This is a genomic window from Nocardia sp. NPDC003999 (genome assembly GCF_053604885.1).
Genome location: NZ_JBSGIB010000014.1, coordinates 126,106 through 147,206, shown reverse-complemented (window position 1 = coordinate 147,206; position 21,101 = coordinate 126,106). Strand labels below are relative to the sequence as shown.

The following is a 21,101-nucleotide window of genomic DNA, read 5'->3' as shown; positions in this document are numbered from 1 at the left end:
TATCTCGAAAACAGAGAGGACATGCTTCCATGTCGGCTGGCGGTGGCAAGAAGGCGATCATCGCGGCGTTGTCCGCGAACGCGGGGATCGCCGCGGCGAAGTTCGTCGGTGCGGCGATCACGGGCTCGGGATCGATGCTCGCCGAGGCCGTGCACTCCGTGGCCGACACGGGCAACCAGGCACTGCTGCTGCTCGGCCAGCAGCGCGCCGCGAAGGAAGCCGACGAGCTGCACCCCTTCGGCTACGCGCGCAACCGCTACTTCTATTCGTTCATCGTGGCGCTGGTGCTGTTCACCCTCGGGTCCGGCTACGCCATCTACGAGGGCATCCACAAGATCCAGCATCCGGAGGAGCTGAGTTCGCCGATCGTGGCGGTGATCATCCTGGTGATCGCGATCGCGTTGGAGTCATACAGCTTCACCACCGCGGTGCGCGAGTCCGCGCCGCTCAAGGGCGACGCGAGCTGGTGGCGGTTCATCCGCAATTCGCGCAGCCCCGAGCTACCGGTGGTGCTGCTGGAGGACACCGGCGCGCTGATCGGCCTGGTTTTCGCGTTCGCGGGCGTCGGCCTGACCATGCTCACCGACGACCCGGTCTGGGACGGCGTCGGCACGCTGGCCATCGGCGGGCTGCTCGGCGTCATCGCGGTCGTGTTGATCGTGGAGATGCAGAGCCTGCTGATCGGCGAGGGCGCCACGCCGCAGGAGAACCGGCTGATCCGCGCGAACCTGGTCGACCGGACCCGCATCGACCGGGTGATCCACCTCAAGACGCAGTACCTCGGCCCGGAGGAACTGCTCGTGGCCGCGAAGGTCGGCGTCGTTCCCGGACTCGACATCGCGGCGATCGCCGGTGCCATCGATGAGGCCGAGTCCCGCGTCCGCGCGGCGGTACCCGCGGCGCGCGTCATCTACCTCGAACCCGATCTCTACCGCACCGAGCCCGCCACGAGTTAGCGACTCGGCGACCGGGGCAGTCCTCAGCGATGCTGGAAAGCCGGGGTGCGTAAGAGGTCGAGCGGATCGGTGCGGATGTCGAAGCGGTCGCGCAGGGCGTGGCGCGCGGCGTGCAGCCCGCACATACCGTGTACCCCGGGGCCCGGGGGCGTCGCGGACGAGCAGAGATAGACACCGGGAATCGGTGTGGCGTATGGGTTCCAGCGCGGAGCGGGGCGGAAGGCGAACTGGCGCAGGGTCATCGCGCCCGCCGAGATGTCGCCGCCGATGTAGTTGGCGTTGTGCGAGGGCATTTCGGTGGCGGTGATCACGTTCTTGGCGACGATCAGATCGCGGAAACCCGGCGCGAACCGCTCGACCTGGCCGATCACTTCCTCGCTGACATCGCGGGTGGAGCCGTTGGGCACGTGTGCGTAGGTGTAGAACGTGTGGCCGCCCTCGGGCGCGCGAGTGGGATCGACCACGCCCGGCTGGATGGACAGCACGTAGGGCCGGTCGGCGTGTCGTCCCATCGCCACGGCGTGCTCGGCGGCCATGGCCTCGGCGCGGGTGCCGATCACGTGCACCGTTCCGGCCAGCGCGCAGCCCTCGGCTCGCCACGGCACCGGCCCGGAAAGGGCGAAGTCGATCTTGCAGGCCGCGCCGCCGTACCGGAAACGACGCAGACGCTTCGCGTACCGCGCGGGCAACCGATGCCCGGCGATACGCAGCAGTTCGGCCGGGGCGAGGTCGAGCAGAACGGCGCGGGCGCCGGCGAACTCGTCGATCGAGTCGACCCGGTGGCCGGTGTGCACCCGTCCGCCGAGACGTTCGAGTTCGGCGATGAGGGCGTCGGGAATCGCCTGACTGCCGCCGCGCGGAATCACCCAGCCTTCGACGTGGGCCAGCGTGCCGAGCAACAGCGCCGCGCCCGCGGCGGTGACGGCGCGCGGGGGAATGATCGCGTGGGTGGCGATGCCGGTCAGCAGGGCGGGCGCGACCTGGTCGCGAAACCTCATGTCCCACAGCGGCGAGCCCTGCTCCAGGGTGCGCAGGCCGAAACGGATCGAGGTCGCGAGCCCGGACGGGATGCGGCGCAGATCCGACATCGCGATGTCGACCACGTCCGGCCAGTGCCGCACCAGCGGAGCGAACAGTTTGCGCCACGCCGGGCCGTCGGCACCGAGGTCGTCGACCGTCCGATCCAGATCTCGCCAGGCCAGTCCGGCCACACCGCCGTCGAGCGGATGCGCGTAGGAGACCTCCGGTGCGAGCAACTCGACACCGTGCGCGGTCAGGTCGAACGCGCGGAACAGCGGCGCGGCCGCCGCCATCGGATGCGCGCCCGCGCACAGATCGTGCCGGTAGCCGGGCAGAGTGAGTTCCGCCGTACGGGACCCACCTCCGGCCGTCGCCTCGGCCTCGTACACCTCCACGGCGAGCCCCGCCCGAGCCAGGATCACCGCGGCGGCGAGGCCGTTCGGTCCGGAGCCGACCACCACCACATCAGCCATACCCCCACGCTACCGGCGACGGGCATGCCGACACGGACCTCAGGCCCGCGCCGCGCCCACGGCGGCGAGCCGTTCCGCCACCAGCAAGGCCAGGCGTCGATCGCGCAGTTCCGGCCGCAGTCGTCCACCCCGGTCCAGCGTGGCCAGGCCGTGCAGTGAGCTCCAGGCGACCTCAGTGCGGGCGCCGAGGTCGGGCGCATCGACGAAGGGCCGGAACATGGCTTCCAGCTCGCCGAAGGCCGCCCGCAGCGGCAGCGGCGCCTCCAAGCCGAAGGTGAGGCTGTGTTCATCAGAAACATCGCGTCGTAGAGCGACGGATTCGCCACCGCGATGTCCGAGTAGGCCCGCAGCGGCGAGTCCGCGGCGGCATGACGGGCCGATGCGATGATTTTCCGGCGGCCGCCCCGTCTGCACCATCGAACGCACGAGCAAGGAGATCGACCATGGCGACCAAGCCGCACGGCCCCGCGTCCTACTTCCCCTCCATCGAGGCCAAGTACGGCCGCACCATCGAAGAGTGGAAGGCCGCCATGCGCGAGACCGGTTTGGCCGCACACAAGGAACTCGTCGAGTGGCTGAAGACCGAGCACGGTTTCGGGCACGGCCACGCCAACGCCCTCACCCAGCACCATCTGCACCCGGAGAAGTGGGAGGCCTGATCCCGGACGCGACGAAGGGCCCGCAGATCCTGCGGACCCTTCGTCGTGCGCGCGCTATGCCTGGACCAGATCCTTGGTCTCGGATTCCCGCGCCTGCGCGGGCGTCCCGTGGTCGTCGTCGACCATGGTCCGCTCGTCGAACGGCAACTTGCGATCGAGCACTTCGCGCACCCGATCCACGTCGACGGTCTTGGTCCAGGTGCCGATCAGCACCGTGGCGACCGCGTTGCCGGAGAAGTTGGTCAGCGCCCGCGCCTCGGACATGAAGCGGTCGATGCCGACGATCAAGCCGACACCGTCGAGCAACTCGGGCCGATGACTCTGCAATCCGCCCGCCAGCGTGGCCAGTCCCGCGCCGGTGACGCCCGCCGCGCCCTTGGACGCGATGATCATGAAGACCAGCAGCCCGAGTTGCTCGCCGATGGACAGCGGCTTGCCCATCGCCTCGGCGATGAACAGCGATGCCATGGTCAGGTAGATGGCGGTGCCGTCCAGGTTGAACGAATAGCCGGTTGGCACAACGACGCCCACGGTGGTGCGCTCGACGCCCATGTGGTCCATCTTCGCGATCAGCCGTGGCAGCGCCGATTCCGACGACGAGGTCGCGACGATCAGCAGGTACTCCCGCGCGAGGTAGCGGACCAGCTTGAAGATCGACACCCGCGACACGCTCCACAGCAGCAGACCGAGCACGCCGAAGACGAAGACCACGCAGGTGAGGTAGAACGCGAGCATCAGCGTGCCCAGCTTCGCCACGGCGTCCAAGCCGGTCTTGCCGACCACGTTGGCGATCGCGCCGAACGCGCCGATCGGCGCGAGCCACAGGATCATCACCAGGATGCGGAACACGAGTTTCTGCAGCAGCGCCACGCCGCGCAGGATCGGCTCGCCCGTCGTGCCCATGGCCTGCACCGCGAATCCGACCAGCAGCGCGACGAACAGCGCCTGCAGCACGTTGCCGGTGGTGAGCGAGGACAGCAGCGTGGACGGCACGATGTTCTGGACGAATTCCCAGGTACCGCCCGCGCTGTGCGCGGTATCGGCGAGGTTGTGACCGGCTTTGGCCGAAGTGGCGATGTTCAGTCCCGCGCCGGGTTGCAGCAGGTTGCCGACGACCAGACCGATGCCGAGCGCGATGGTCGACATGACCAGGAAGTAGCCGATGGCCAGTCCGCCGACCTTGCCGACGGTGGCCGCCGCGCGCACCGAGCCGATCCCGAGCACGATGGTGCAGAAGATGACGGGAGCGATCATCATCTTGATGAGATTGACGAAAATGGTTCCCAGCGGGGCGAACGACTGCGCGGCGCCCGGCGCCAGCCAGCCGACGAGGACGCCCGCGACCACCGCCACGATGACGGACAGATAGAGCCAATGGGTGCGGTCGCGCCGCGTTCGAGTCGTGTCGCTCATAGCGAGGATTTCCCTTCGAAAGGTACCGACGCGAAGTGGCTCACGCCTTCCAGGCAGAATGATGGTCGGCCGGGTGATCCCGGTCACTGTTTGGTGCATTACGTTCAGCGGAGGCAGAGCTTGTGAGATGCGGTCGGCTCTCCCTCGCCGGGCAGGCGTTCGTCTTCCAGTTGGTCGTGTTGGCGGTGATGATCGGGATCGGCGTGGTGCTCGCGGTCCTGGACGCCAGGCACGACAGCGACGTCACCACCACCAGGGAGGTCACCGACGTCGCGGTGAGCGTGGCCGATGCACCCTCGACCATCGACGCGCTGCACAGCGCGGATCCGACGGCGTTGTTGCAGCCGGTGACGGAGGAGATCCGGCGCGAGACCGGCATGGATTTCATCGTGGTCATGGCGCTGGATCGGACCCGCTACACGCACACCAACCCCGCGATGATCGGACTGCCGTTCAGCGGCACCATCGATCGCGCGCTGGCGGGCGAGACGTTCACCGAGACCTTCACCGGCACGCTCGGCCCCTCCATCCGGGCGGTGACTCCGGTCCAGGACCACGGGCGGATCGTCGCTCTGGTCTCCGCGGGCGTGACCCGCGCGAAGATCGGCGACCAGGTCGCTACTCAGTTCCCGCTGATCCTCGGCGTCGCCGCGGCCGGGCTGGCGCTGGCCGCGGGCGGATCGTTCCTGCTGAGCCGCAGGCTGCGCAGGCAGACCCACGGCCTGGCGCCGGACGAGTTGCGCGCGATGTACGAGCACCACGACGCCGTCCTGCATTCGGTGCACGAGGGCCTGGTGGTGTTCGGCGCGTCCGGCGAGGATGCCGAGGTGGTCAACGACGAGGCGCGCCGCCTGCTCGACCTGCCCGCGGGTGACGTGCGGCGCAGCGACCTCCCGCTGTCGCTGCAACGGATGAGCTGGGGCACCGTCCGCGACGAGATGCACGTGACCACCGACCGGATCCTGCTGGTCAACCAGGACACCGTGGAGTGGGAAGGCCGGGCGATCGGCACGGTGATGACCATCCGCGACCACACCGAGTTGCAGGCGGTGATGGGCGAACTCGATTCCGTGCGCAGCTTCGCGGCGTCGTTGCAGGCGCAGGCGCACGAGTCGGCCAACCGGTTGCACACTGTGGTCACCATGGTCGAACTGGGCCGCCACCGCGAGGCCGTCGAGTTCGCCACGGCTGAACTGGAGCTGTCCCAGTCGCTGATCGATCGGTTGTTCGCCGCGGTGGGCGCGCCTGCCCTGGCCGCTCTGCTGCTCGGCAAGGTGAACCAGGCCGCCGAGCGCGGCATCGAGCTGACGATCACCGACGACACCGCGCTCGACTCGGTGGACCCGCTGTCCCCGCACGAAACCGTCACGCTGGTGGGCAATCTCGTCGACAACGCGATCGATGCGGCGGCGGACAGCACCTCCGGCTGGGTGGAGGTCACGCTGCGCCACCAATGGGCGGACGCCCCGGACGAGTCCACGCTCTACATCCGGGTCGCCGACAGCGGCCCCGGCATGTCGGCGGAGACGTTCGCCCGCGCGTCCCAGCGCGGTTATTCGACCAAAGCCGACCACCACGGGCTCGGTCTCGCGCTGGTCCACCGGCTGGTGGCCCGTCACGGGGGAAGCATCCATACCGAACGGGATCCCGAAAGCGCGGTCACCGTGACGATCCCACGAAAGGAGGCACGATGATCCGCGTGCTGATCGTCGAGGACGAGCCGCTGATCGCCGAGGCACACCGCGCCTACGTGGAGCGCATCGCCGGATTCACACCCGTCGGCATCGCCCACACCGGACGCGAGGCGATGCGAGCGGCGGCCGACGCCGCGGCCGAGGGCACGCCGATCGATTTGGTGTTGATGGACATCGGTCTTCCGGACGCCAGCGGCCTCGACGTCGCCGCCGCACTGACCGGCCTGGCGCCGCGCCCGGACGTCATCGCCATCACGTCCGCGCGGGACCTGGCCATGGTGCGCACCGCGGTGTCGCACGGCGTCGTGCTGTATCTGCTGAAGCCGTTCACCTTCGCCGCATTTCGCGACAAACTGGACCGCTATCGCGAGTTCCGCACCGCGCTCCCTGCCGGGGAGAGCGCCATCTCCCAGCACGACATCGACCGGGCGTTGAGCGCCCTGCGCACCACCGACCAGCGCGCGACGACTCCCAAGGGCGTCGCGCCGCAGACCCTCGACGAGATCTCCCGCACCGTGCGCGCGGCCGAGGCCGAGGGTGTGACGGCCGCGGACACCGCGACCTCGATCGGCGTCTCGCGCATCACCGCATGGCGTTATCTGGAGAAGCTGGCCGACGACGGGTTGGTCGTCCGCCGCTCCGACTACGGCCGGGCCGGGCGCCCGAAGACCCGCTACGTCTGGAAGACCACGGGCTGATCAGACCGGCTCCGGGGCCTGCGCGCGCTGGCCGAGGTGCACCGGCATGCGCTCGTACCCGTGCAGGGTGAACAGCGCGCGCCGCCGCAGCGGACCGTCCAGCCGCAGGTCGGGGAACCGCTCGAACAGGGCTTGCAGGGCGTAGACGCCTTCCATCCTGGCCAAACTCGCGCCCAGGCAGACGTGCACGCCGCTGCTGAACGACAGGTGGTCCTTGGCGTTGTCGCGCCCGACGTCGAAACGTCCTGGATCGGCGAAGACCGCGGGATCGCGGTTGGCGCCCGCCAGCGACAGCACCACTGTGTTGCCCTCGCGCACCCGGACGCCGTCGATCTCGACATCGGTCAGCGCGGTCCGCGCGGTGGTCTGCACCGGGGAGTCGAAGCGCAGGATCTCCTCGACGGCGTTCGGCCACAGCTCCGGCGCCTCGCGCAGCCGCTCCAGCTGATCCGGATGGGCCAGCAACTGCGCGACACCGTTGCCGATCAGGTTGACCGTCGTCTCGAAACCGGCGCCCATGAGCAGGCTCGCGGTGGCCTTGAGCGCGTAGGAGTCCAGTTCGCCCGCGGCGACCAGGCTGCTGAGGATGTCCTCGCCCGGCGCGCGACGCAACCGTTCGATGTGCTGGTCGAGGTAGTCGTTCATCACCTCCATGGCCCGCATCGCTTTCCGGTGCGCGTGCCAGGGGATGCCGACGTCCAGCAGGGGCGTCATCTGATCGCCCCAGTCCAGGAACAGCGCCTTGTCCTCGTCCGGAAAACCGAGCATCTCCGAGATGATCGCGATCGGCACCTGGGCGGCGAACGAGCGGATCAGGTCCGCCGAACCGTGCGCGGGCAGATCGTCCAGCAGTTCCTCGGTGACCGTCTCGACGCGGTCGCGCAGCCTGCGGATCGCGCGCGGGGTGAAGGCCGAGGCCACCGGTTTGCGCATGGCTGTGTGCTCCGGCGGATCGATGACCAGCATCGACGGCGGCTCCACCGGATTCGGCGGCAAGGGGAAGCGTTCGGCGAGCTTCTGCAGCGGCTTGGGAATGTTGAAGCTCTCCGTGGTGCGCACCCCGAAGCGGCTGTCGCGCAGGATGGAGCGGCACAGCTCGTGGTCGAAGGTCGCCCACGCGATCGAGGTGCGCATCAGCCTCGTCTCGCCGCGCAGACGTTCGATCAGCGGATAGGGGTCGTCGAAACCGGCCGGTCCGCCCATCAGTTCGGCGAACGGGTCACCGCGACGCGCCTGCAGGCGCAGAACGAGACGAGGCGCGCCCTGCACGGACAACCAGCGGAACCAATAATGTGGCTTCATAAGTCCAACCCCGTCGTCGTCGCCGATGAGTCCACCGTACGGAACCCGGCCCGCTTGTGGAACGTCCTCAGGTCGGATTCGGCGCTTATACCGTGGTAGGAGCCGCTCAGCCGCGCTGCGCGGTCACCCGCTCCGAGGCGACGCGCCGCTCACGCAGCGCCGGATCCGGGTTGACCACCTGCACCAGCGAAGCGCCCGCGGCCAGCACCGCGAGATATCCGTCGATCAGTTCGGCCGGGGTGTCCCACGGCGTGCTCGACAGCACTCGGTCGCCTTCGGCGAAGCCCTGGCGCATCGCCGATTTCCGCGCCTCGGCGAGCACCTCGGCGACCGGCATGCCGTCCAGCGCGACGCCGGCGCCGCGGGGCAGGAACTGGTCGCCGTGCACGCGCACCGAGGTGGCGAAGTCGGTGACGCCCACCGGCAGGTCGCGCACCGGCGAGCCCATGGCGTCCAGCGACAGGGCCGCGACCTCGCCCGCTCCGTCGGCGTCGTCCAGGCGGTCCGGGGTGACCAGGGCCAGATCGGCGTCCCGGTCCGGATGCAACACCACCTCGGTGCCCGCCCACCAGCAGCCCAGCAGCACCGCGGCGGTCTGCCAGTGCGCGGGGAGCAGGACGGCGACCCGCGCGCCCGGGCTCAGGCCGAACTCGTCGCGAATCAAGTTGGCGGTCTTGGCCGCCCAATTCGCCAGCGTCGCGCCGGACAGCTCGATGCGCGCGCCGGTGGCGTCGTCGTAGTAGGTGACGCGCGGGCCCGCGGGTTCGCGGGCGAGGATGGGATCGAGCACCGCTTCGGTGAGAGTATGTGCCTGGTCGATGTCACGCATGGTTCAGTTCACGCATTTCGGTCCGTTCTGGCCTGCGTCGATCGGTGGAGCGGGCGGGACTGGTGTGGCCGCGGTCGACGTTCCGGACAGGTCGAACATCCGGCTCGCCGACGAGCCCGGACCAGAATAGTCGCTCGCCAGCACGACACTCACCGAATCCGGGGACAGAGCCGGATCGGCGAGCACCGTCAGCCCGCCGAGCGCCTTGGCGACCGCCTGCGCCTTCGGACTGGAGGTGTCCGCCGCGAGCACGCGGCTGCCGGTGACGTGGCCGCCGCTGTAGTTGGACACCGTGCCTTGACGGAAGCCCTTGGCGCTCAAGGCCTGCGCGACCTCGGCCGCGAGTCCGCCGATGCCGCCCGCGTTGTAGACGCTGACCGTCACGGTCGCCGGATCGAACCCCGGCTCGGCGTTGCGCGGGGCCGGGTCGCCGCCGACCAGCGAGGCGACGTAGGACTTGACCGCCTTGGGCTCGACCTTGACCACGGATTCACCGCTGCCGGTTTCGCCGTTGAGGTCGGCGACCGGAATGGTCTCGAATTTCACCTGCCCGCCGGACAGATCCTTCAACCGCTGCAGGAACGCCAGCACGTCCCAGTCCTCGTCGAGCACGATCGTCCGGCCCACCGCGTCGCTGAGTTGCTGGAGCTTGGCCGGGTTGCCGAGCATCTTCGCGCTGAGCAATTGCTGCACCAGCTGTGCCATGAACACCTGCTGGCGCACGATGCGGTCGATGTCGCCGCGCGGCAGATCGTGGCGTTGGCGCACGAAACTCAACGCTCGCGGCCCGTCCAGGCGCTGGCGTCCGGCGGGGAACTTGGCGCCGGACATCCACTCGTCGACCGGGTTCCGCAGACATACCTCGACGCCGCCGACGGCATCGGTGAGCAGCGCGAAGCCGAGCAGGCTCACCTCGGCGTAGTGATCGACGGTGATACCGGTGAGCCCGGCCACCGTCTTGATCAGCGCCTGCCTGCCCGCCTGGGTGGACTGCCGCTCCGCGTCGGCGTTCGAGACGCCCTGGTCGAGGAGCTTCTGGAACTGTGCCGCCTTGGTCGCGCCGTAGGCGGAATTGATCTTGCCCATGCCGAGGCCGGGAATGCTGACGTAGGAATCGCGCGGGATCGAGATCGCGGTGGCCGAGCGTCCGTCGTTCGGCACGCGCAGCAGCACGATGGTGTCGGTGTTGGTGCCGACCTCGTCGCCCGCGTGCAGCATCGCGCGCTCGGCGTCCGACAGCGGGTTGCCGTGCGCGTCGGTACGACTGTCCACACCGACCAGCAGGATGTCCACCGCGCCGTCGCGACCGCCGCCGAGGCCCAGATCGCCGAGACGCTCGATGTCGGCCACCAGCCCGTCGACGCTGTGCCAGGCGAAACCGGTGAGCACCAGCACGATCACGGCGGCGGCCACAGCGAGCGAGCGCAGCGGCCCGAAGGCCCGGTCGCCGGGCCCGGTCGCCCGCGACGCCGCCGATGTGCCCCTCCGCTGCGACAAGTCCGCATCCTCTCGCCGAAACTCGGTGTCCTGGCGACGCGTGCGCAACCGATCCGCCACCATGGTTACCGCTCGCCCCGCCCGGTTTCGGGATCCCCCGATAGCACAAGGCTATCGAACGGCGGGCGCGAACGGCCGCAACCGAGGACGTGGCGGCGTGCCAGACTTGCGCCCGTGACCGACCCCACCGCGCCCGACTCCACCGCGTCCGCTCGCCTCGTCGTCATGGGCGCGCACGGGCAGGTGGGCCGGGAACTGCGTCGTCTCGCTCCGGCCGCCAGCGGCTACGGGCGCCCCGAACTCGACATCACCGACCCCGCCGCCGTGCGCGCGGTGCTCACGCCCGGCGACGTGGTGCTGAACTGCGCCGCCTACACCGCCGTCGACCTGGCCGAAACCGAAACCGAGGCGGCGTACGCGGGCAACGCCACCGGACCGGCCGTGCTCGCCGACGTCTGCGCCGACCTCGGTGCCCGGCTGATCCATCTGTCCACCGATTACGTCTTCCCAGGTACCCAGGATCGGCCGTACGACACAGCCGATGTGACCGGACCGACGTCGGTCTACGGGGCGTCCAAGCTCGCCGGGGAACAGGCGGTGCTGAGCCGCTGCCCGGACGCGCACGTGGTGCGCACCGCGTGGGTATACACCGGGCGCGGCGGCGATTTCGTCGCCACGATGCTGCGGCTGGAGCGCGAACGCGACACGGTCGACGTCGTCGACGACGAGGTCGGCTCGCCCACCTACGCCGCCGACCTGGCCGTCGCGCTGCTGGAATTGGCGGGCAGGCCGGACGCGCCGCGGGTGCTGCACGCCACCAACGCCGGGCGGGCCAGCCGATTCGAGCTCGCCCGAGCGGTGTTCGCCGGTGTCGGCGCCGATCCGGGGCGTGTCCGTCCGTGCGACTCCTCCGCCTTCCCCAGACCCGCACGCCGCCCGGCGTTTTCGGTGCTCTCGCCGCGGGCCTGGAACGACGCCGGGCTCACGCCGCTGCGGGATTGGCGGACCGCGTTGGGAGACGCGCTGGCGCGGCAGGCCGATTGAGGCGTACCTCCGCCTTCATTCCGGTCATGCGGGCTGATGGACGACACCTGGCTCCGTCCGCCAGGCGTACCCCGCCTTCGCGGCATGCCGAGCCATCGACGGACGGGTCGAGCTGCGCGCGTTGGGCCTACCTCCGCTGTCACTCCGACCACGCGCAGGCTGTCGACCGACGATGTCCGGCTGCGCCCGTCGGGCGTACTCTCGCACCCCGGTCATGCGCAGATCGCCGCAGCGCCCGTCAGGGGTCTGCGCTTTCATTCCGGCCACGCGCAGGGTATCGCCCCGAGGATGTCCCGCTGCGCCAGCCGGGCGGGCCTCCGCTCGACACACGACGCGCGCTCGCCTGTCCGGCATCCTCCACCTCGGCTGCGGACGAGCGCGAGCCATCGACGGACGGCTTGCGGTTGCGCCCGTTAAGGTTGGCTGTCGTGAGTGATTCCGAATCCGCCGCGCCCGCGGGCCTGGCCGTCGTCACGGTGACCTACTCGCCGGGTGAGCACCTAGAGCACTTCATCAGCACTCTAGCCGGGGCCACCGCCGAGAAGCCTCAGGTGATCCTCGCCGACAACGGGTCGGTCGACGGTGTGCCGGAGCTGGTCGCCGAGGCCAATTCGCACGTGCGGCTGCTGCGCACCGGCGGCAACATCGGTTACGGCGGCGCGATCAACCGGGCGGTCGCGGAGATCGATCCGGCGATCGAATTCGTCGTGATCGCCAACCCGGATATCCGCTGGGGCACCGATTCCATCGACAAACTGCTCGCCGCCGCCAAGCGCTGGCCGCGCGCGGGCGCGCTCGGTCCGCTGGTGCTGGAGCCGGACGGCAGCGTGTACCCGTCGGCCCGCCGGGTGCCCGGCCTGCTCGACGGCGCCGGACACGCGATCCTGGGCACGGTGTGGAAGTCCAACCCGTGGACCCGCAGGTACCGGCAGGAGAACGAGGAGATCTCCGAGCGAGCCGTCGGCTGGCTGTCGGGGTCGTGCCTGCTGGTGCGGCGCGCGGCGTTCGACTCGATCGACGGTTTCGACTCGCGCTACTTCATGTACATGGAGGACGTCGACTTCGGCGACCGGATGGGCAAGGCGGGTTGGCACAACGTTTTCGTGCCGGACGCCGAGGTAACCCATGCCAAAGGTCACGCAGCGGGCCGCCATCCCGAAGTGATGCTGCCCGCCCACCATGCCAGCGCCTACCGGTTCCAGGCCGACCGGCATCCGCACTGGTGGCAGGCTCCGCTGCGGTTGGCGCTGCGGGCCGGACTTGCGGTCCGCTCGCGGATTGCGGTTCGATCTGCCCTGCGCCAGCAGGCGCGCGACGCCGGGTAACCGGCGACGGCGGCGAGAAACGACCTTGTGAACAGGGGAGCTTGATGGCAGGAAATACAGGCACCGACGCGGTGATCCTGGTCGGCGGGCAGGGCACGCGGCTGCGGCCGCTGACCCTTTCGGCGCCCAAGCCGATGCTGCCGACGGCCGGGCTCCCGTTCCTGACCCATCTGCTCGCCCGTATCGCCGAGGCCGGGATCACGCACGTGGTGCTGGGCACGTCGTTCAAGGCCGAAGTGTTCGAGGAACACTTCGGCGACGGCTCCGAGCTGGGCTTGGAGATCGAGTACGTCACCGAGACCGAGCCGCTCGGCACCGGCGGCGCGATCCGCAACGTGCTGCCCAAGCTGCGCGCGGACAACGTGATGGTGTTCAACGGCGACGTGCTCGGCGGAACCGACCTCGGCGCGGTGCTCGACACCCATGAGTCGACTCGCGCCGACGTGACGCTGCACCTGGTCCGGGTCAGCGACCCGCGCGCGTTCGGTTGCGTGCCCACCGACGAGGACGGCCGGGTCACCGCGTTCCTGGAGAAGACCCAGGATCCGCCGACCGATCAGATCAACGCCGGGTGCTACGTCTTCCGCCGGGAGTACATCGAGAAGATCCCGGCGGGGCGTCCGGTGTCGGTGGAGCGCGAGGTGTTCCCTGCGCTGTTGACCGAGGGCGCCCGCGTCCAGGGGTACGTCGACGCTTCCTACTGGCGCGACATGGGCACGCCCGAGGACTTCGTGCGTGGCTCCGCCGATCTGGTGCGCGGCATCGCACCCTCCCCCGCCCTGCCGGGGCAGCGCGGTGAATCGCTGGTGCATCCCGGCGCGGGTGTCGCTCCGGGTGCGGTGCTCATCGGCGGCACGGTCGTCGGCCGCGGCGCCGAGATCGGCGCGGGCGCGCGCCTGGACGGCGCGGTCGTCTTCGACGGCGCGGTGATCGAGGCGGGCGCGACGGTGGAGCGCACCATCATCGGCTTCGGGGCGCGCATCGGCCCCCGCGCGCTGGTCCGCGACGGCGTCATCGGAGACGGCGCGAACATCGGCGCCCGCTGCGAACTGCTGCGCGGCGCTCGCGTCTGGCCCGGCGTGGAGATTCCCGACGGCGGCATCCGCTTCTCCACCGACGTCTGAGGCGCTCACGCTCGCCGGGTGCCCGATCGACCTGGCATCCGGCGGCGGCGCGATCGGGCTGGTGTTGCCGCCACTTCCGGCGCCTGCCGACGGCGCGGACGACCCGAATTCGCGTGCTGCGCGAAGAACCTCTGCTAGGAGAACCCGACGGCTTGCTGTCCCCAGGCGGTGTGCAGGTCGCGGTCGGGGTCGTCGACCACGCGATCGACGCCGTCGATGAGCAGTGTGGCGCGGTCGCCCAGGCGATACGGCCGCCAGTGTTTGGAGCCGTCGAGCGCGGCGGGGACGCCGTGCGCGGCGAAGGCCAGCCAGCGGCGCATCACGCGCCCGGAGACCTCCATGGCCGCTTTGCGGCCGCCGAGCCAGAAGGTCGGATCGAGGTTCAGTGTCCCGAAATTGCCGAAGACGTAAGGCAATTCGGTGGCGTGACCGGCGCCGACGCGGGCGGCCCTCAGCATCGGGGTCGCGTAGTCGAAGCGGTACATCCAGGTGGGCGAGTGCTCGGCGTGACCGTCGGCCACCCAGTGCGCCGGCATCCGGAACGCCGCGTCGGTGGACATCGCCAGCGCCCCGCGCGCCTTGTTCAGGTCCGGGTAGGCCGAGGTGATCTCGGCGATGCGCTCCGCGGACATCTCCGGGTGGCTCGCCGCGACGTCGCGCAGCATCGCGTTCACCGCGTCCGGCGTCACCGGCATGATCGGCGAGCGCAGCAGCCGGAACAGCGACGCCTCGTCCTTGTTGGTGCCGATGATCAACGGCACCCGGTGCGACTGTCCGCGCTGGAACCGGTCGATCGGGTAAGTCGGCAGCAGATCGCCGTCGACCACGGGCGCGGCCGCAAGTCGGCCCGGCTCCTTCAGCGGTATCTCGTCGAGCAGGACCCCCGCCGCCGCCACGATCCGCTCGATCGGGCAGTCCAGCAGCTCTTCGGCCCTGGTCGCGGGCAGCTCGATCAGCTCGAGGAACCGCTGCGCCACCGTCGCGGCCCGTTCCTGCCCGAACACCGTCGTAGCGGGCGGGCTCTGCGCGATCGCCCGGTGGAACAGCCCGGCGGCGCGGGGGGCGGTCAGCAGCGCGGTGACGCAACCCGCGCCGGAGGACTCGCCGAAGAGCGTGACGTTGCCGGGATCGCCGCCGAACGCGGCGATGTTGTCGCGCACCCACTCCAGTGCGGCGATCTGGTCGCGCAGGCCGAGGTTCGGCGCGAAGTCGTCGCCGAGCGAGGACAGGTCGAGGAAGCCGAGCGCACCGAGCCGATAGTTGACCCCGACGACCACGACGTCACCGGCCGCGGCCAGCTTGCGCCCGTCGTAGATCTGCTGCGCGGCGGTGCCCAGGCAGTACGCGCCGCCGTGCAGCCAGACCAGCACCGGGCGCGGCTCGGTGTCCGGGCCACGGGTGGGATCGCCCGTCTCCGGCCGCGGTGACCAGACGTTGAGCCACAGACAGTCCTCGCCCATGGCCAGGCCGGAGTCGACGGGGACCATGGTGCCCATCGTCTGCGGCGCGATCTGCCCGAAAGCGGTGCAGTCGCGCACCCCGTCCCAAGGCTGCGGGGCCCGTGGCGGAGCGAATCTGGCCGGACCGGTGGGAGCCGCCGCGTAGGGGATGCTGCGCCAGACCGACACCGGCCCTTCGCGCACACCACGCACGTCGCCGTAGGCCGTTCGCGCGATGGGCTCGGCCGAACCGTCGGGACCGGGCACCGCCTCGGAGAACTGAGCGCGCATCGCAGACCTCCTCATACTTCTTTTTCGAGAGTACGTCGAAGATCAGTACGAGAGCGTCGCGATGCCGTGACATTGCCGCGTCGACTCCCATTCATCCGCTGTTCAGGCCCCTGGCCGGCGCCGCGGTGTCGAATCGGTCACGCGAGCGCAGGCACCCACCGCCACCTGGGGATAGCCAGGAGAATGCTCCTGCTGTCACGGTGGCGCGGGATCAGGTCGCGGCCTCCGATTCCCGGTCACCGACCGACGCCGTGTCGTCGCCGACGTACGCAGCCCACAAGCGGCGATACGGCCCGTCCTCGCCGAGCAGTTGCGCGTGCGTGCCGGTCTGCAACAGCCGCCCCTCGCCCACCACCGCGATGAGATCCGCGTCCGCGGCGGTGGCGAGCCGGTGCGCGACCACGATGGTCGTGCGCCCGGCGGTGAGCACGTCCACCGCGGCCCGCACCCTGGCCTCGGTCGCCAGATCCAGCGAGGCGGTGGCCTCGTCCAGGATCAGGATGTCCGGCTCGACGAGCTGGGCCCGCGCGAGCGCGAGCAGCTGGCGCTGGCCCGCCGACATGCTGCGTCCGTGGTCGCCGGTGGGCTGGTAGTACCCGTGCTCCAGCGCGGCGATCATCTCGTGCGCGCCGACTGCCCGCGCCGCCCACTCGATGTCGGCGGGCGTGGCCTCCGGCTTGCCGTACGAGATTGCCGCGCGCACGGTGTCGCCGAACAGGAACGGTTCCTGCGGGACCACGCCGAGCCGCTTGCGATACTCGCGCAAGCGATAGTCGCGCACGTCGACGCCGTCGACCAGCACCGCGCCCTCGGTCGGGTCGTAGAACCTGGCCAGCAGCTTCACCAGCGTCGACTTGCCCGCGCCCGTCTCGCCGACCAGCGCCACCTTCTGCCCCGGCTCGATGCGCAGATCGATGCCGGAGAGCACCGGCTCGGCGCGGGTCTCGTAGGTGAATCCGACTCCGCGCAACTCGATCGCACCGTTCAGGCGGGTCACCGGACGCGCGTCGGCGGCGTCCGGGGTGGCGACCGGCGTGCGCAGCAGTTCGCCGAGCCGATCGACGCCGACCACGGCCTGCTGGTAGCTGTCGAAGACCTGGGACAGCTGCTGGATCGGCGCGAACAGCAGATCCACGTAGAGCAGGAAGGCGATGAGCGTGCCCGCGGTGAGCACGGCCTCGCGCACCTGGTGCACGCCCACCGCGAGCACCGCAGCCGTGGCCACCACGGACATGAACTCGATGAACGGGAAGAACACGGCCATCAGGATCTGGCTGCGCAGGCGCGCGTCGCGATAGTCCCAGGACCGCCGCTCGAACTCGGCCCGGTTGCGCTCCTCGCGCCGGTAGGCCTGGGTGACCTTGATGTTGTCGACGTTCTCCTGCAGGTAGGCGTTGACGATGCTGACCCGCTCGCGTGCGAGGTTGTAGGCGGGCACCGACGCGCGCCGGAACGCCGCCGTCGAGATCACCAGCAGCGGGAGCAGCGCGAGTACCACCAGCGCCAGCCGCGCGTCGATGACCAGCAGTGCGATCACCACGCCCGCGATGGTCACCGTGCTGGTGAGCGCGGTGGCCAGGCCGGTTTGCAGGAACGCGGAGAGCCCGTCGACGTCGGTGGTCATCCTGGTCATGATCCGGCCGCCGAGTTCGCGCTCGTAGTACTGCAAGCCGAGCCGTTGCAACTGCGCGAAGGTCTTCACTCGCAGGCCGTACAGCAGCCGTTCGCCCGCGCGACCGGTGACCCGCACCTGCGCGACGCTGATCGCCCAGTCCACCGCGACCACGAGCAGCGCGAGCGCCGCCGCGACCAGCAGCACGTCGCGCGCGCCGGCCAGGACGCCGTGGTCGATGCCGTAACGCACCAGGAAGGGAATCAGCACCTGCGCCAGGGCGTCGAGCCCCACCAGACCGAGCCCGGCCAGCAACGGCGCCGCGAACGGCCGCAGCAGCCGCGGCAGCGAGAACTCCGGATCCGGTGTGTGCGAGAAGGTTTCGGAGACCTCCGGTTCACCGGTCAGCGCGGGAAGGCGGTCGATCAGCTCCTGCACGTCACCGCTGGGCGGCGCGGCGGCGAGCATCCCCGGCCCCGCCGCCCGGCCCGCTCCGGCAGGAGCACCGGCGGCACGCTGGGAGAACGCCTTCGCCACCTGCTCCAGGGTGCGTGCGCCGTCATCATCGTCCCCGGCGGGCTCGACCCACAGCGGGGAGGTCGGCGCCTCGGGCCGTGCGAGCCCGGCGTCCACGCCGATGCCCGTGACCTCCGGCGGGGTGAACAGCGCGCGGAACAACTCGCCGGAGTGTTGCAGATCGCGCAGCGTGCCCAGTTCCGCCACCCGTCCGTCGTCGAGCACGGCCACCCGGTCGGCGAGCGCCAGGGTGGACAGGCGATGCGCGACGACGATGGTGGTACGCCCGCGCACCTCGGCCGCGATCCTGGCGTAGATCTGTTCCTCGACCTGCGCGTCGATGGCCGAGGTGGCGTCGTCGAGAACCAGGATGGGCGCGTCGGTGAGCAGCGCGCGGGCCAGCGCGATGCGCTGCCGCTGTCCGCCGGACAGCCGCTGCCCGCGCTCGCCGATCCTGGTATCCAGTCCCTCGGGCAGTGTCCGCACGAACCCGTCGGCCGCGGCGAGATACAAGGCGTGCCAGACCTCTTCGTCCGTGGCCGCCGGGCGTCCATAGGCCACGTTGGCCCGGATGCTGTCGGCCATCAGGTGGGTGTCCTCGAACACCATCGCCACTTGGTCGCGGGCGTCGGACAGGTAGCGGATGTCGACGCCGTCGAACAGGACGGCCCCGGCGTCCGGGTCGACCAGCCGCGGAAGCAATTGCACCAATGTCGATTTGCCGCTGCCCGCCCCGCCCGCGATCGCCATGGTCTCGCCCGGCTCTACGGTCAGTTCCAGCCCGTCGAGCACCCGGGAGCGGTCGAAACCGAAACCGACGCCGCGGAACTCGACGCGCGGGGGCGTACTGCCGCGCACCGTCTCGACCTGGGGACGTTCCACCGGCGTCGGCGCCTCGATCACCTCGCGCACCCGGTCCAGCGACGCCTTGCCCTGCTGGCTGACCGTCAGCAGCATGGCGAACTGCCGGATCGGGCTGACGAACGAGCCGAGATAGGTCATGAACGCCAAGAAGGTGCCCAGCGTGATGGACTGCGACAGCGCCAGCAGGCCGCCCGCGATCAGGATCAGCGCCTGTCCCGCCGCGGGCACGGCCTGCATCGCCGGGGTGAACCGGCTGGTGATGCGCGCGACGCGCAGCCGGGAACGGTACAGCTCCCGTGCCTTGGCGGCCAATCCGTCGAGCTCGTGCCGTTCCTGGCCGAACCCCTTCACCACTCGCACCCCGGCGACCGCGGCCTCCACCCGCATCGCCACCTCGGCGGCGCGGGCCTGCGCGTCCCAGTTGGCCGGGAAGAGTTTGCGCTGGCTGCGCCGGGTGATGATCCACAAGGCGGGAACCACGAGCAGCGCGATCACGGTCAGGGCGGGCGACATCAGGGTCATCAGGGTCAGCGCACCGGCGAGCAGCACCACATTGCCCGCCACCATGGGAATGAGCTGCACGAACATCTGGATCAGCGTGACGTCGGTGATCGCCCGGCTGACCACCTGACCGGTCCGCAGGTCCGCCTGCTCGCGGCCGTCCAGCCGCAGCAGCGCGGCGAACAGGTCCCGGCGCAGATCGTGCTGCACACCCAGCGACAGCTGGGACGACGCCACCCGGCGCGTGAACGACGACCCGAATCGCGCCGCGCCGACGACCAGCAGCAGCGCCGCCCACGGCGCCACCGACGCCGCGGTGGTGGTGAGCGTGTCCACCACGTGCCGCACGATGAGGGGCAGCACCGCCGTCAGCAGCGCCGCCGCGAGCGCACCGGCGCCCGCGGCCACGACCAGGCGGCGGTGCTCGAGACAGCGGCGCGTCAGGTACCGGATCCATCCCGGCTGGGACGGATCCGGTTGAACCGAGCTCATCGGGCGACCACGAGCGCATCCGCGGTGTCGTACTGGTTGGCCGGCCGGTCCAGGCCGTAGTGTCCACGCAGGGTGGTCTCGGTGTACTCGGTGCGGAACAGTCCGCGCTGCTGCAGGATCGGCACCACCTGGTCGACGAAGCGCTCCAGTCCCGAGGGCAGCACGGCAGGCATGATGTTGAACCCGTCGGCGGCGCCCTCCCGGAACCAGTGCTCGATGGTGTCGGCCACCTGTTCGGGCGTGCCCGCGAAGGTGCGGTGCCCGCGGCCGCCGCCGAGCCGCCCGATCAGCTGACGCAGCGTGAGTCGTTCGCGCCGGGCGAGGTTCACGATGAGCGTGAACCGGCTCTTGGCGCCCTGGATCTCGTCCTCGGTGGGCAGATCCTCCGGCAGTTCGCTGTCCAGGTCGAGTTGCTCGATCGGGAGTTTGAAGTGCGCGGCCAGCTGGCGGCGCGCGTACTCCGGCGAGATCAGGCGCTCGAGTTCGGCGTCGAGTTCGCGTGCCTGTTCCTCGGTGTCGCCGATGACGGGGACGATGCCGGGCAGGATCTTGATCGTCTCCGGGTCACGGCCCAGCGCGACCGCGCGCTGCTTGAGATCGGTGTAGAACGCCTTGCCGTCCTCGAGCGTCTGCTGCGCGGTGAACACCGCTTCCGCGTAGCGGGCGGCGAAGTTCTTGCCATCCTCCGAGGAGCCGGCCTGCACCAGCACCGGGTAGCCCTGCGGCGAGCGCGGCACGTTCAACGGACCGTCGACCTTGAAGAACTCGCCGTGGTGGCCGATCTTGCGAACCTTGCTCGCGTCGGTGTGGATGCCGAGGCCCTTGTCCGCGACGATCGCGTCGTCGTCCCAGCTGTCCCACAGCTTGGTGGCCACGTCGACGAACTCGGCGGCTTTCTCGTAACGCAGCTGGTGGTCCGGGGTGTCGTCCAGACCGAAGTTGCGCGCGGCGTCGGCGCCCGCGGTGGTGACGATGTTCCAGCCGACCCGGCCGTTGCTCACCCAGTCCACCGAGGAGAACCGGCGTGCCAGGTTGTAGGGATCGTTGTAGCTGGTGGACGCGGTGGCGATCAGGCCGATCCGGCTGGTCTGCACGGCCACCGCGGTGAGGATCACGGTCGGCTCCAGCTTGCCGCTCGGCCTGCGGCCGGGATCGCCCATCAGCACCGGGCTGTCGGCGAAGAAGATCGAGTCCAGCTTGCCGCGCTCGGCGGTGCGGGCCAGCTCGACGTAGTAGTTGATGTCGGTGTGCGCGTACGGATCGCTTTCCGGCAGCCGCCAGGCCGCCTCGTGGTGTCCCACCGACATCAGGAAGGCGTTGAGGTGCAGTTGTTTACCGGACATGGTCGGGTC

The 21,101-nt window shown here is 70.2% G+C and carries 16 protein-coding genes; 7 read left to right on the top strand and 9 right to left on the bottom strand.

Annotated elements, in window-relative coordinates:
• Positions 1–29 precede the first annotated feature (29 nt).
• Positions 30–956, top strand: a complete 927-nt coding sequence (locus ACWESM_RS25185; protein ID WP_364432508.1) for a cation diffusion facilitator family transporter — start codon at positions 30–32, stop codon at positions 954–956.
• Between the two features lie 23 nt (positions 957–979).
• On the opposite strand, the gene ACWESM_RS25180 is transcribed toward ACWESM_RS25185, so the two are convergent.
• Positions 980–2,449, bottom strand: coding sequence for a phytoene desaturase family protein (locus ACWESM_RS25180; protein WP_452493898.1), 1,470 nt, complete (start codon positions 2,447–2,449; stop codon positions 980–982).
• A gap of 39 nt (positions 2,450–2,488) precedes the next feature.
• Positions 2,489–2,881 carry a hypothetical protein gene (locus ACWESM_RS25175; protein ID WP_452493896.1) on the bottom strand — a complete coding sequence of 131 codons (393 nt, stop codon included), beginning with the start codon at positions 2,879–2,881 and terminating at the stop codon, positions 2,489–2,491.
• Between the two features lie 11 nt (positions 2,882–2,892).
• Between ACWESM_RS25175 and ACWESM_RS25170 the strand changes: the two genes are divergently transcribed.
• Complete coding sequence (locus ACWESM_RS25170) at positions 2,893–3,108, top strand: DUF4287 domain-containing protein (protein WP_355077166.1); 216 nt, start codon at positions 2,893–2,895, stop codon at positions 3,106–3,108.
• A gap of 54 nt (positions 3,109–3,162) precedes the next feature.
• Here the strand turns inward: ACWESM_RS25170 and ACWESM_RS25165 are convergent, their stop codons facing one another.
• The gene (locus ACWESM_RS25165) at positions 3,163–4,521 is read right to left on the bottom strand and encodes a cation:dicarboxylate symporter family transporter (RefSeq protein ID WP_452493894.1); all 1,359 of its coding nucleotides are present in this window, start codon (positions 4,519–4,521) and stop codon (positions 3,163–3,165) included.
• A gap of 188 nt (positions 4,522–4,709) precedes the next feature.
• Here ACWESM_RS25165 and ACWESM_RS25160 point away from each other — a divergent pair, with 188 nt between their 5' ends.
• Entirely contained in the window at positions 4,710–6,215 is a 1,506-nt protein-coding gene (locus tag ACWESM_RS25160; protein ID WP_452493926.1) for an ATP-binding protein, read from the top strand.
• Positions 6,212–6,913 (top strand): response regulator, encoded by a 702-nt coding sequence (locus ACWESM_RS25155; protein ID WP_355077172.1) that lies wholly within the window; start codon positions 6,212–6,214, stop codon positions 6,911–6,913. The genes ACWESM_RS25160 and ACWESM_RS25155 overlap by 4 nt, the downstream gene beginning before the upstream one ends.
• Here ACWESM_RS25155 and ACWESM_RS25150 read toward each other — a convergent pair whose 3' ends face one another.
• The 3 genes from ACWESM_RS25150 to ACWESM_RS25140 all read right to left on the bottom strand — a co-directional run bounded on the left by ACWESM_RS25150 (position 6,914) and on the right by ACWESM_RS25140 (position 10,604).
• The gene (locus tag ACWESM_RS25150) at positions 6,914–8,215 is read right to left on the bottom strand and encodes a cytochrome P450 (protein WP_397280414.1); all 1,302 of its coding nucleotides are present in this window, start codon (positions 8,213–8,215) and stop codon (positions 6,914–6,916) included.
• A gap of 106 nt (positions 8,216–8,321) precedes the next feature.
• Complete coding sequence (locus ACWESM_RS25145) at positions 8,322–9,044, bottom strand: TIGR03089 family protein (protein ID WP_356967321.1); 723 nt, start codon at positions 9,042–9,044, stop codon at positions 8,322–8,324.
• A 3-nt stretch (positions 9,045–9,047) separates the two neighbouring features.
• On the bottom strand, positions 9,048–10,604 hold the full coding sequence (locus tag ACWESM_RS25140; protein WP_452493891.1) for an LCP family protein: 1,557 nt from the start codon (positions 10,602–10,604) through the stop codon (positions 9,048–9,050).
• A 162-nt stretch (positions 10,605–10,766) separates the two neighbouring features.
• Here ACWESM_RS25140 and rfbD point away from each other — a divergent pair, with 162 nt between their 5' ends.
• The 3 genes from rfbD to ACWESM_RS25125 all read left to right on the top strand — a co-directional run bounded on the left by rfbD (position 10,767) and on the right by ACWESM_RS25125 (position 14,034).
• Positions 10,767–11,585, top strand: a complete 819-nt coding sequence (gene rfbD / locus ACWESM_RS25135) for a dTDP-4-dehydrorhamnose reductase (protein ID WP_364432706.1) — start codon at positions 10,767–10,769, stop codon at positions 11,583–11,585.
• 428 nt (positions 11,586–12,013) lie between these two features.
• The gene (locus ACWESM_RS25130) at positions 12,014–12,910 is read left to right on the top strand and encodes a glycosyltransferase family 2 protein (RefSeq protein ID WP_355077177.1); all 897 of its coding nucleotides are present in this window, start codon (positions 12,014–12,016) and stop codon (positions 12,908–12,910) included.
• Positions 12,911–12,954: 44 nt separating this feature from the next.
• On the top strand, positions 12,955–14,034 hold the full coding sequence (locus tag ACWESM_RS25125) for a mannose-1-phosphate guanylyltransferase (protein WP_356967317.1): 1,080 nt from the start codon (positions 12,955–12,957) through the stop codon (positions 14,032–14,034).
• A gap of 134 nt (positions 14,035–14,168) precedes the next feature.
• Here ACWESM_RS25125 and ACWESM_RS25120 read toward each other — a convergent pair whose 3' ends face one another.
• From ACWESM_RS25120 to ACWESM_RS25110, 3 genes are all read right to left on the bottom strand, one after another.
• Entirely contained in the window at positions 14,169–15,764 is a 1,596-nt protein-coding gene (locus ACWESM_RS25120; protein WP_364432528.1) for a carboxylesterase/lipase family protein, read from the bottom strand.
• Positions 15,765–15,975: 211 nt separating this feature from the next.
• Entirely contained in the window at positions 15,976–19,749 is a 3,774-nt protein-coding gene (locus tag ACWESM_RS25115) for an ABC transporter ATP-binding protein (protein WP_364432531.1), read from the bottom strand.
• A complete protein-coding gene (locus ACWESM_RS25110) occupies positions 19,746–21,092 on the bottom strand; it encodes an LLM class flavin-dependent oxidoreductase (RefSeq protein ID WP_355077185.1) in 1,347 nt (448 codons plus the stop codon). The genes ACWESM_RS25115 and ACWESM_RS25110 overlap by 4 nt, the downstream gene beginning before the upstream one ends.
• Between the last annotated feature and the right edge of the window lie 9 nt (positions 21,093–21,101).

Bases quoted from the DNA above. Each gene is read 5' to 3' on its own strand.
- ACWESM_RS25185 (WP_364432508.1), top strand. From the start codon at position 30: ATGTCGGCTGGCGGTGGCAAGAAGGCGATCATCGCGGCGTTGTCCGCG.
- ACWESM_RS25180 (WP_452493898.1), bottom strand. From the start codon at position 2,449: ATGGCTGATGTGGTGGTGGTCGGCTCCGGACCGAACGGCCTCGCCGCC.
- ACWESM_RS25170 (WP_355077166.1), top strand. From the start codon at position 2,893: ATGGCGACCAAGCCGCACGGCCCCGCGTCCTACTTCCCCTCCATCGAG.
- ACWESM_RS25165 (WP_452493894.1), bottom strand. From the start codon at position 4,521: ATGAGCGACACGACTCGAACGCGGCGCGACCGCACCCATTGGCTCTAT.
- ACWESM_RS25160 (WP_452493926.1), top strand. From the start codon at position 4,710: ATGATCGGGATCGGCGTGGTGCTCGCGGTCCTGGACGCCAGGCACGAC.
- ACWESM_RS25155 (WP_355077172.1), top strand. From the start codon at position 6,212: ATGATCCGCGTGCTGATCGTCGAGGACGAGCCGCTGATCGCCGAGGCA.
- ACWESM_RS25150 (WP_397280414.1), bottom strand. From the start codon at position 8,215: ATGAAGCCACATTATTGGTTCCGCTGGTTGTCCGTGCAGGGCGCGCCT.
- ACWESM_RS25145 (WP_356967321.1), bottom strand. From the start codon at position 9,044: ATGCGTGACATCGACCAGGCACATACTCTCACCGAAGCGGTGCTCGAT.
- ACWESM_RS25140 (WP_452493891.1), bottom strand. From the start codon at position 10,604: ATGGTGGCGGATCGGTTGCGCACGCGTCGCCAGGACACCGAGTTTCGG.
- rfbD (WP_364432706.1), top strand. From the start codon at position 10,767: ATGGGCGCGCACGGGCAGGTGGGCCGGGAACTGCGTCGTCTCGCTCCG.
- ACWESM_RS25125 (WP_356967317.1), top strand. From the start codon at position 12,955: ATGGCAGGAAATACAGGCACCGACGCGGTGATCCTGGTCGGCGGGCAG.
- ACWESM_RS25120 (WP_364432528.1), bottom strand. From the start codon at position 15,764: ATGCGCGCTCAGTTCTCCGAGGCGGTGCCCGGTCCCGACGGTTCGGCC.
- ACWESM_RS25115 (WP_364432531.1), bottom strand. From the start codon at position 19,749: ATGAGCTCGGTTCAACCGGATCCGTCCCAGCCGGGATGGATCCGGTAC.
- ACWESM_RS25110 (WP_355077185.1), bottom strand. From the start codon at position 21,092: ATGTCCGGTAAACAACTGCACCTCAACGCCTTCCTGATGTCGGTGGGA.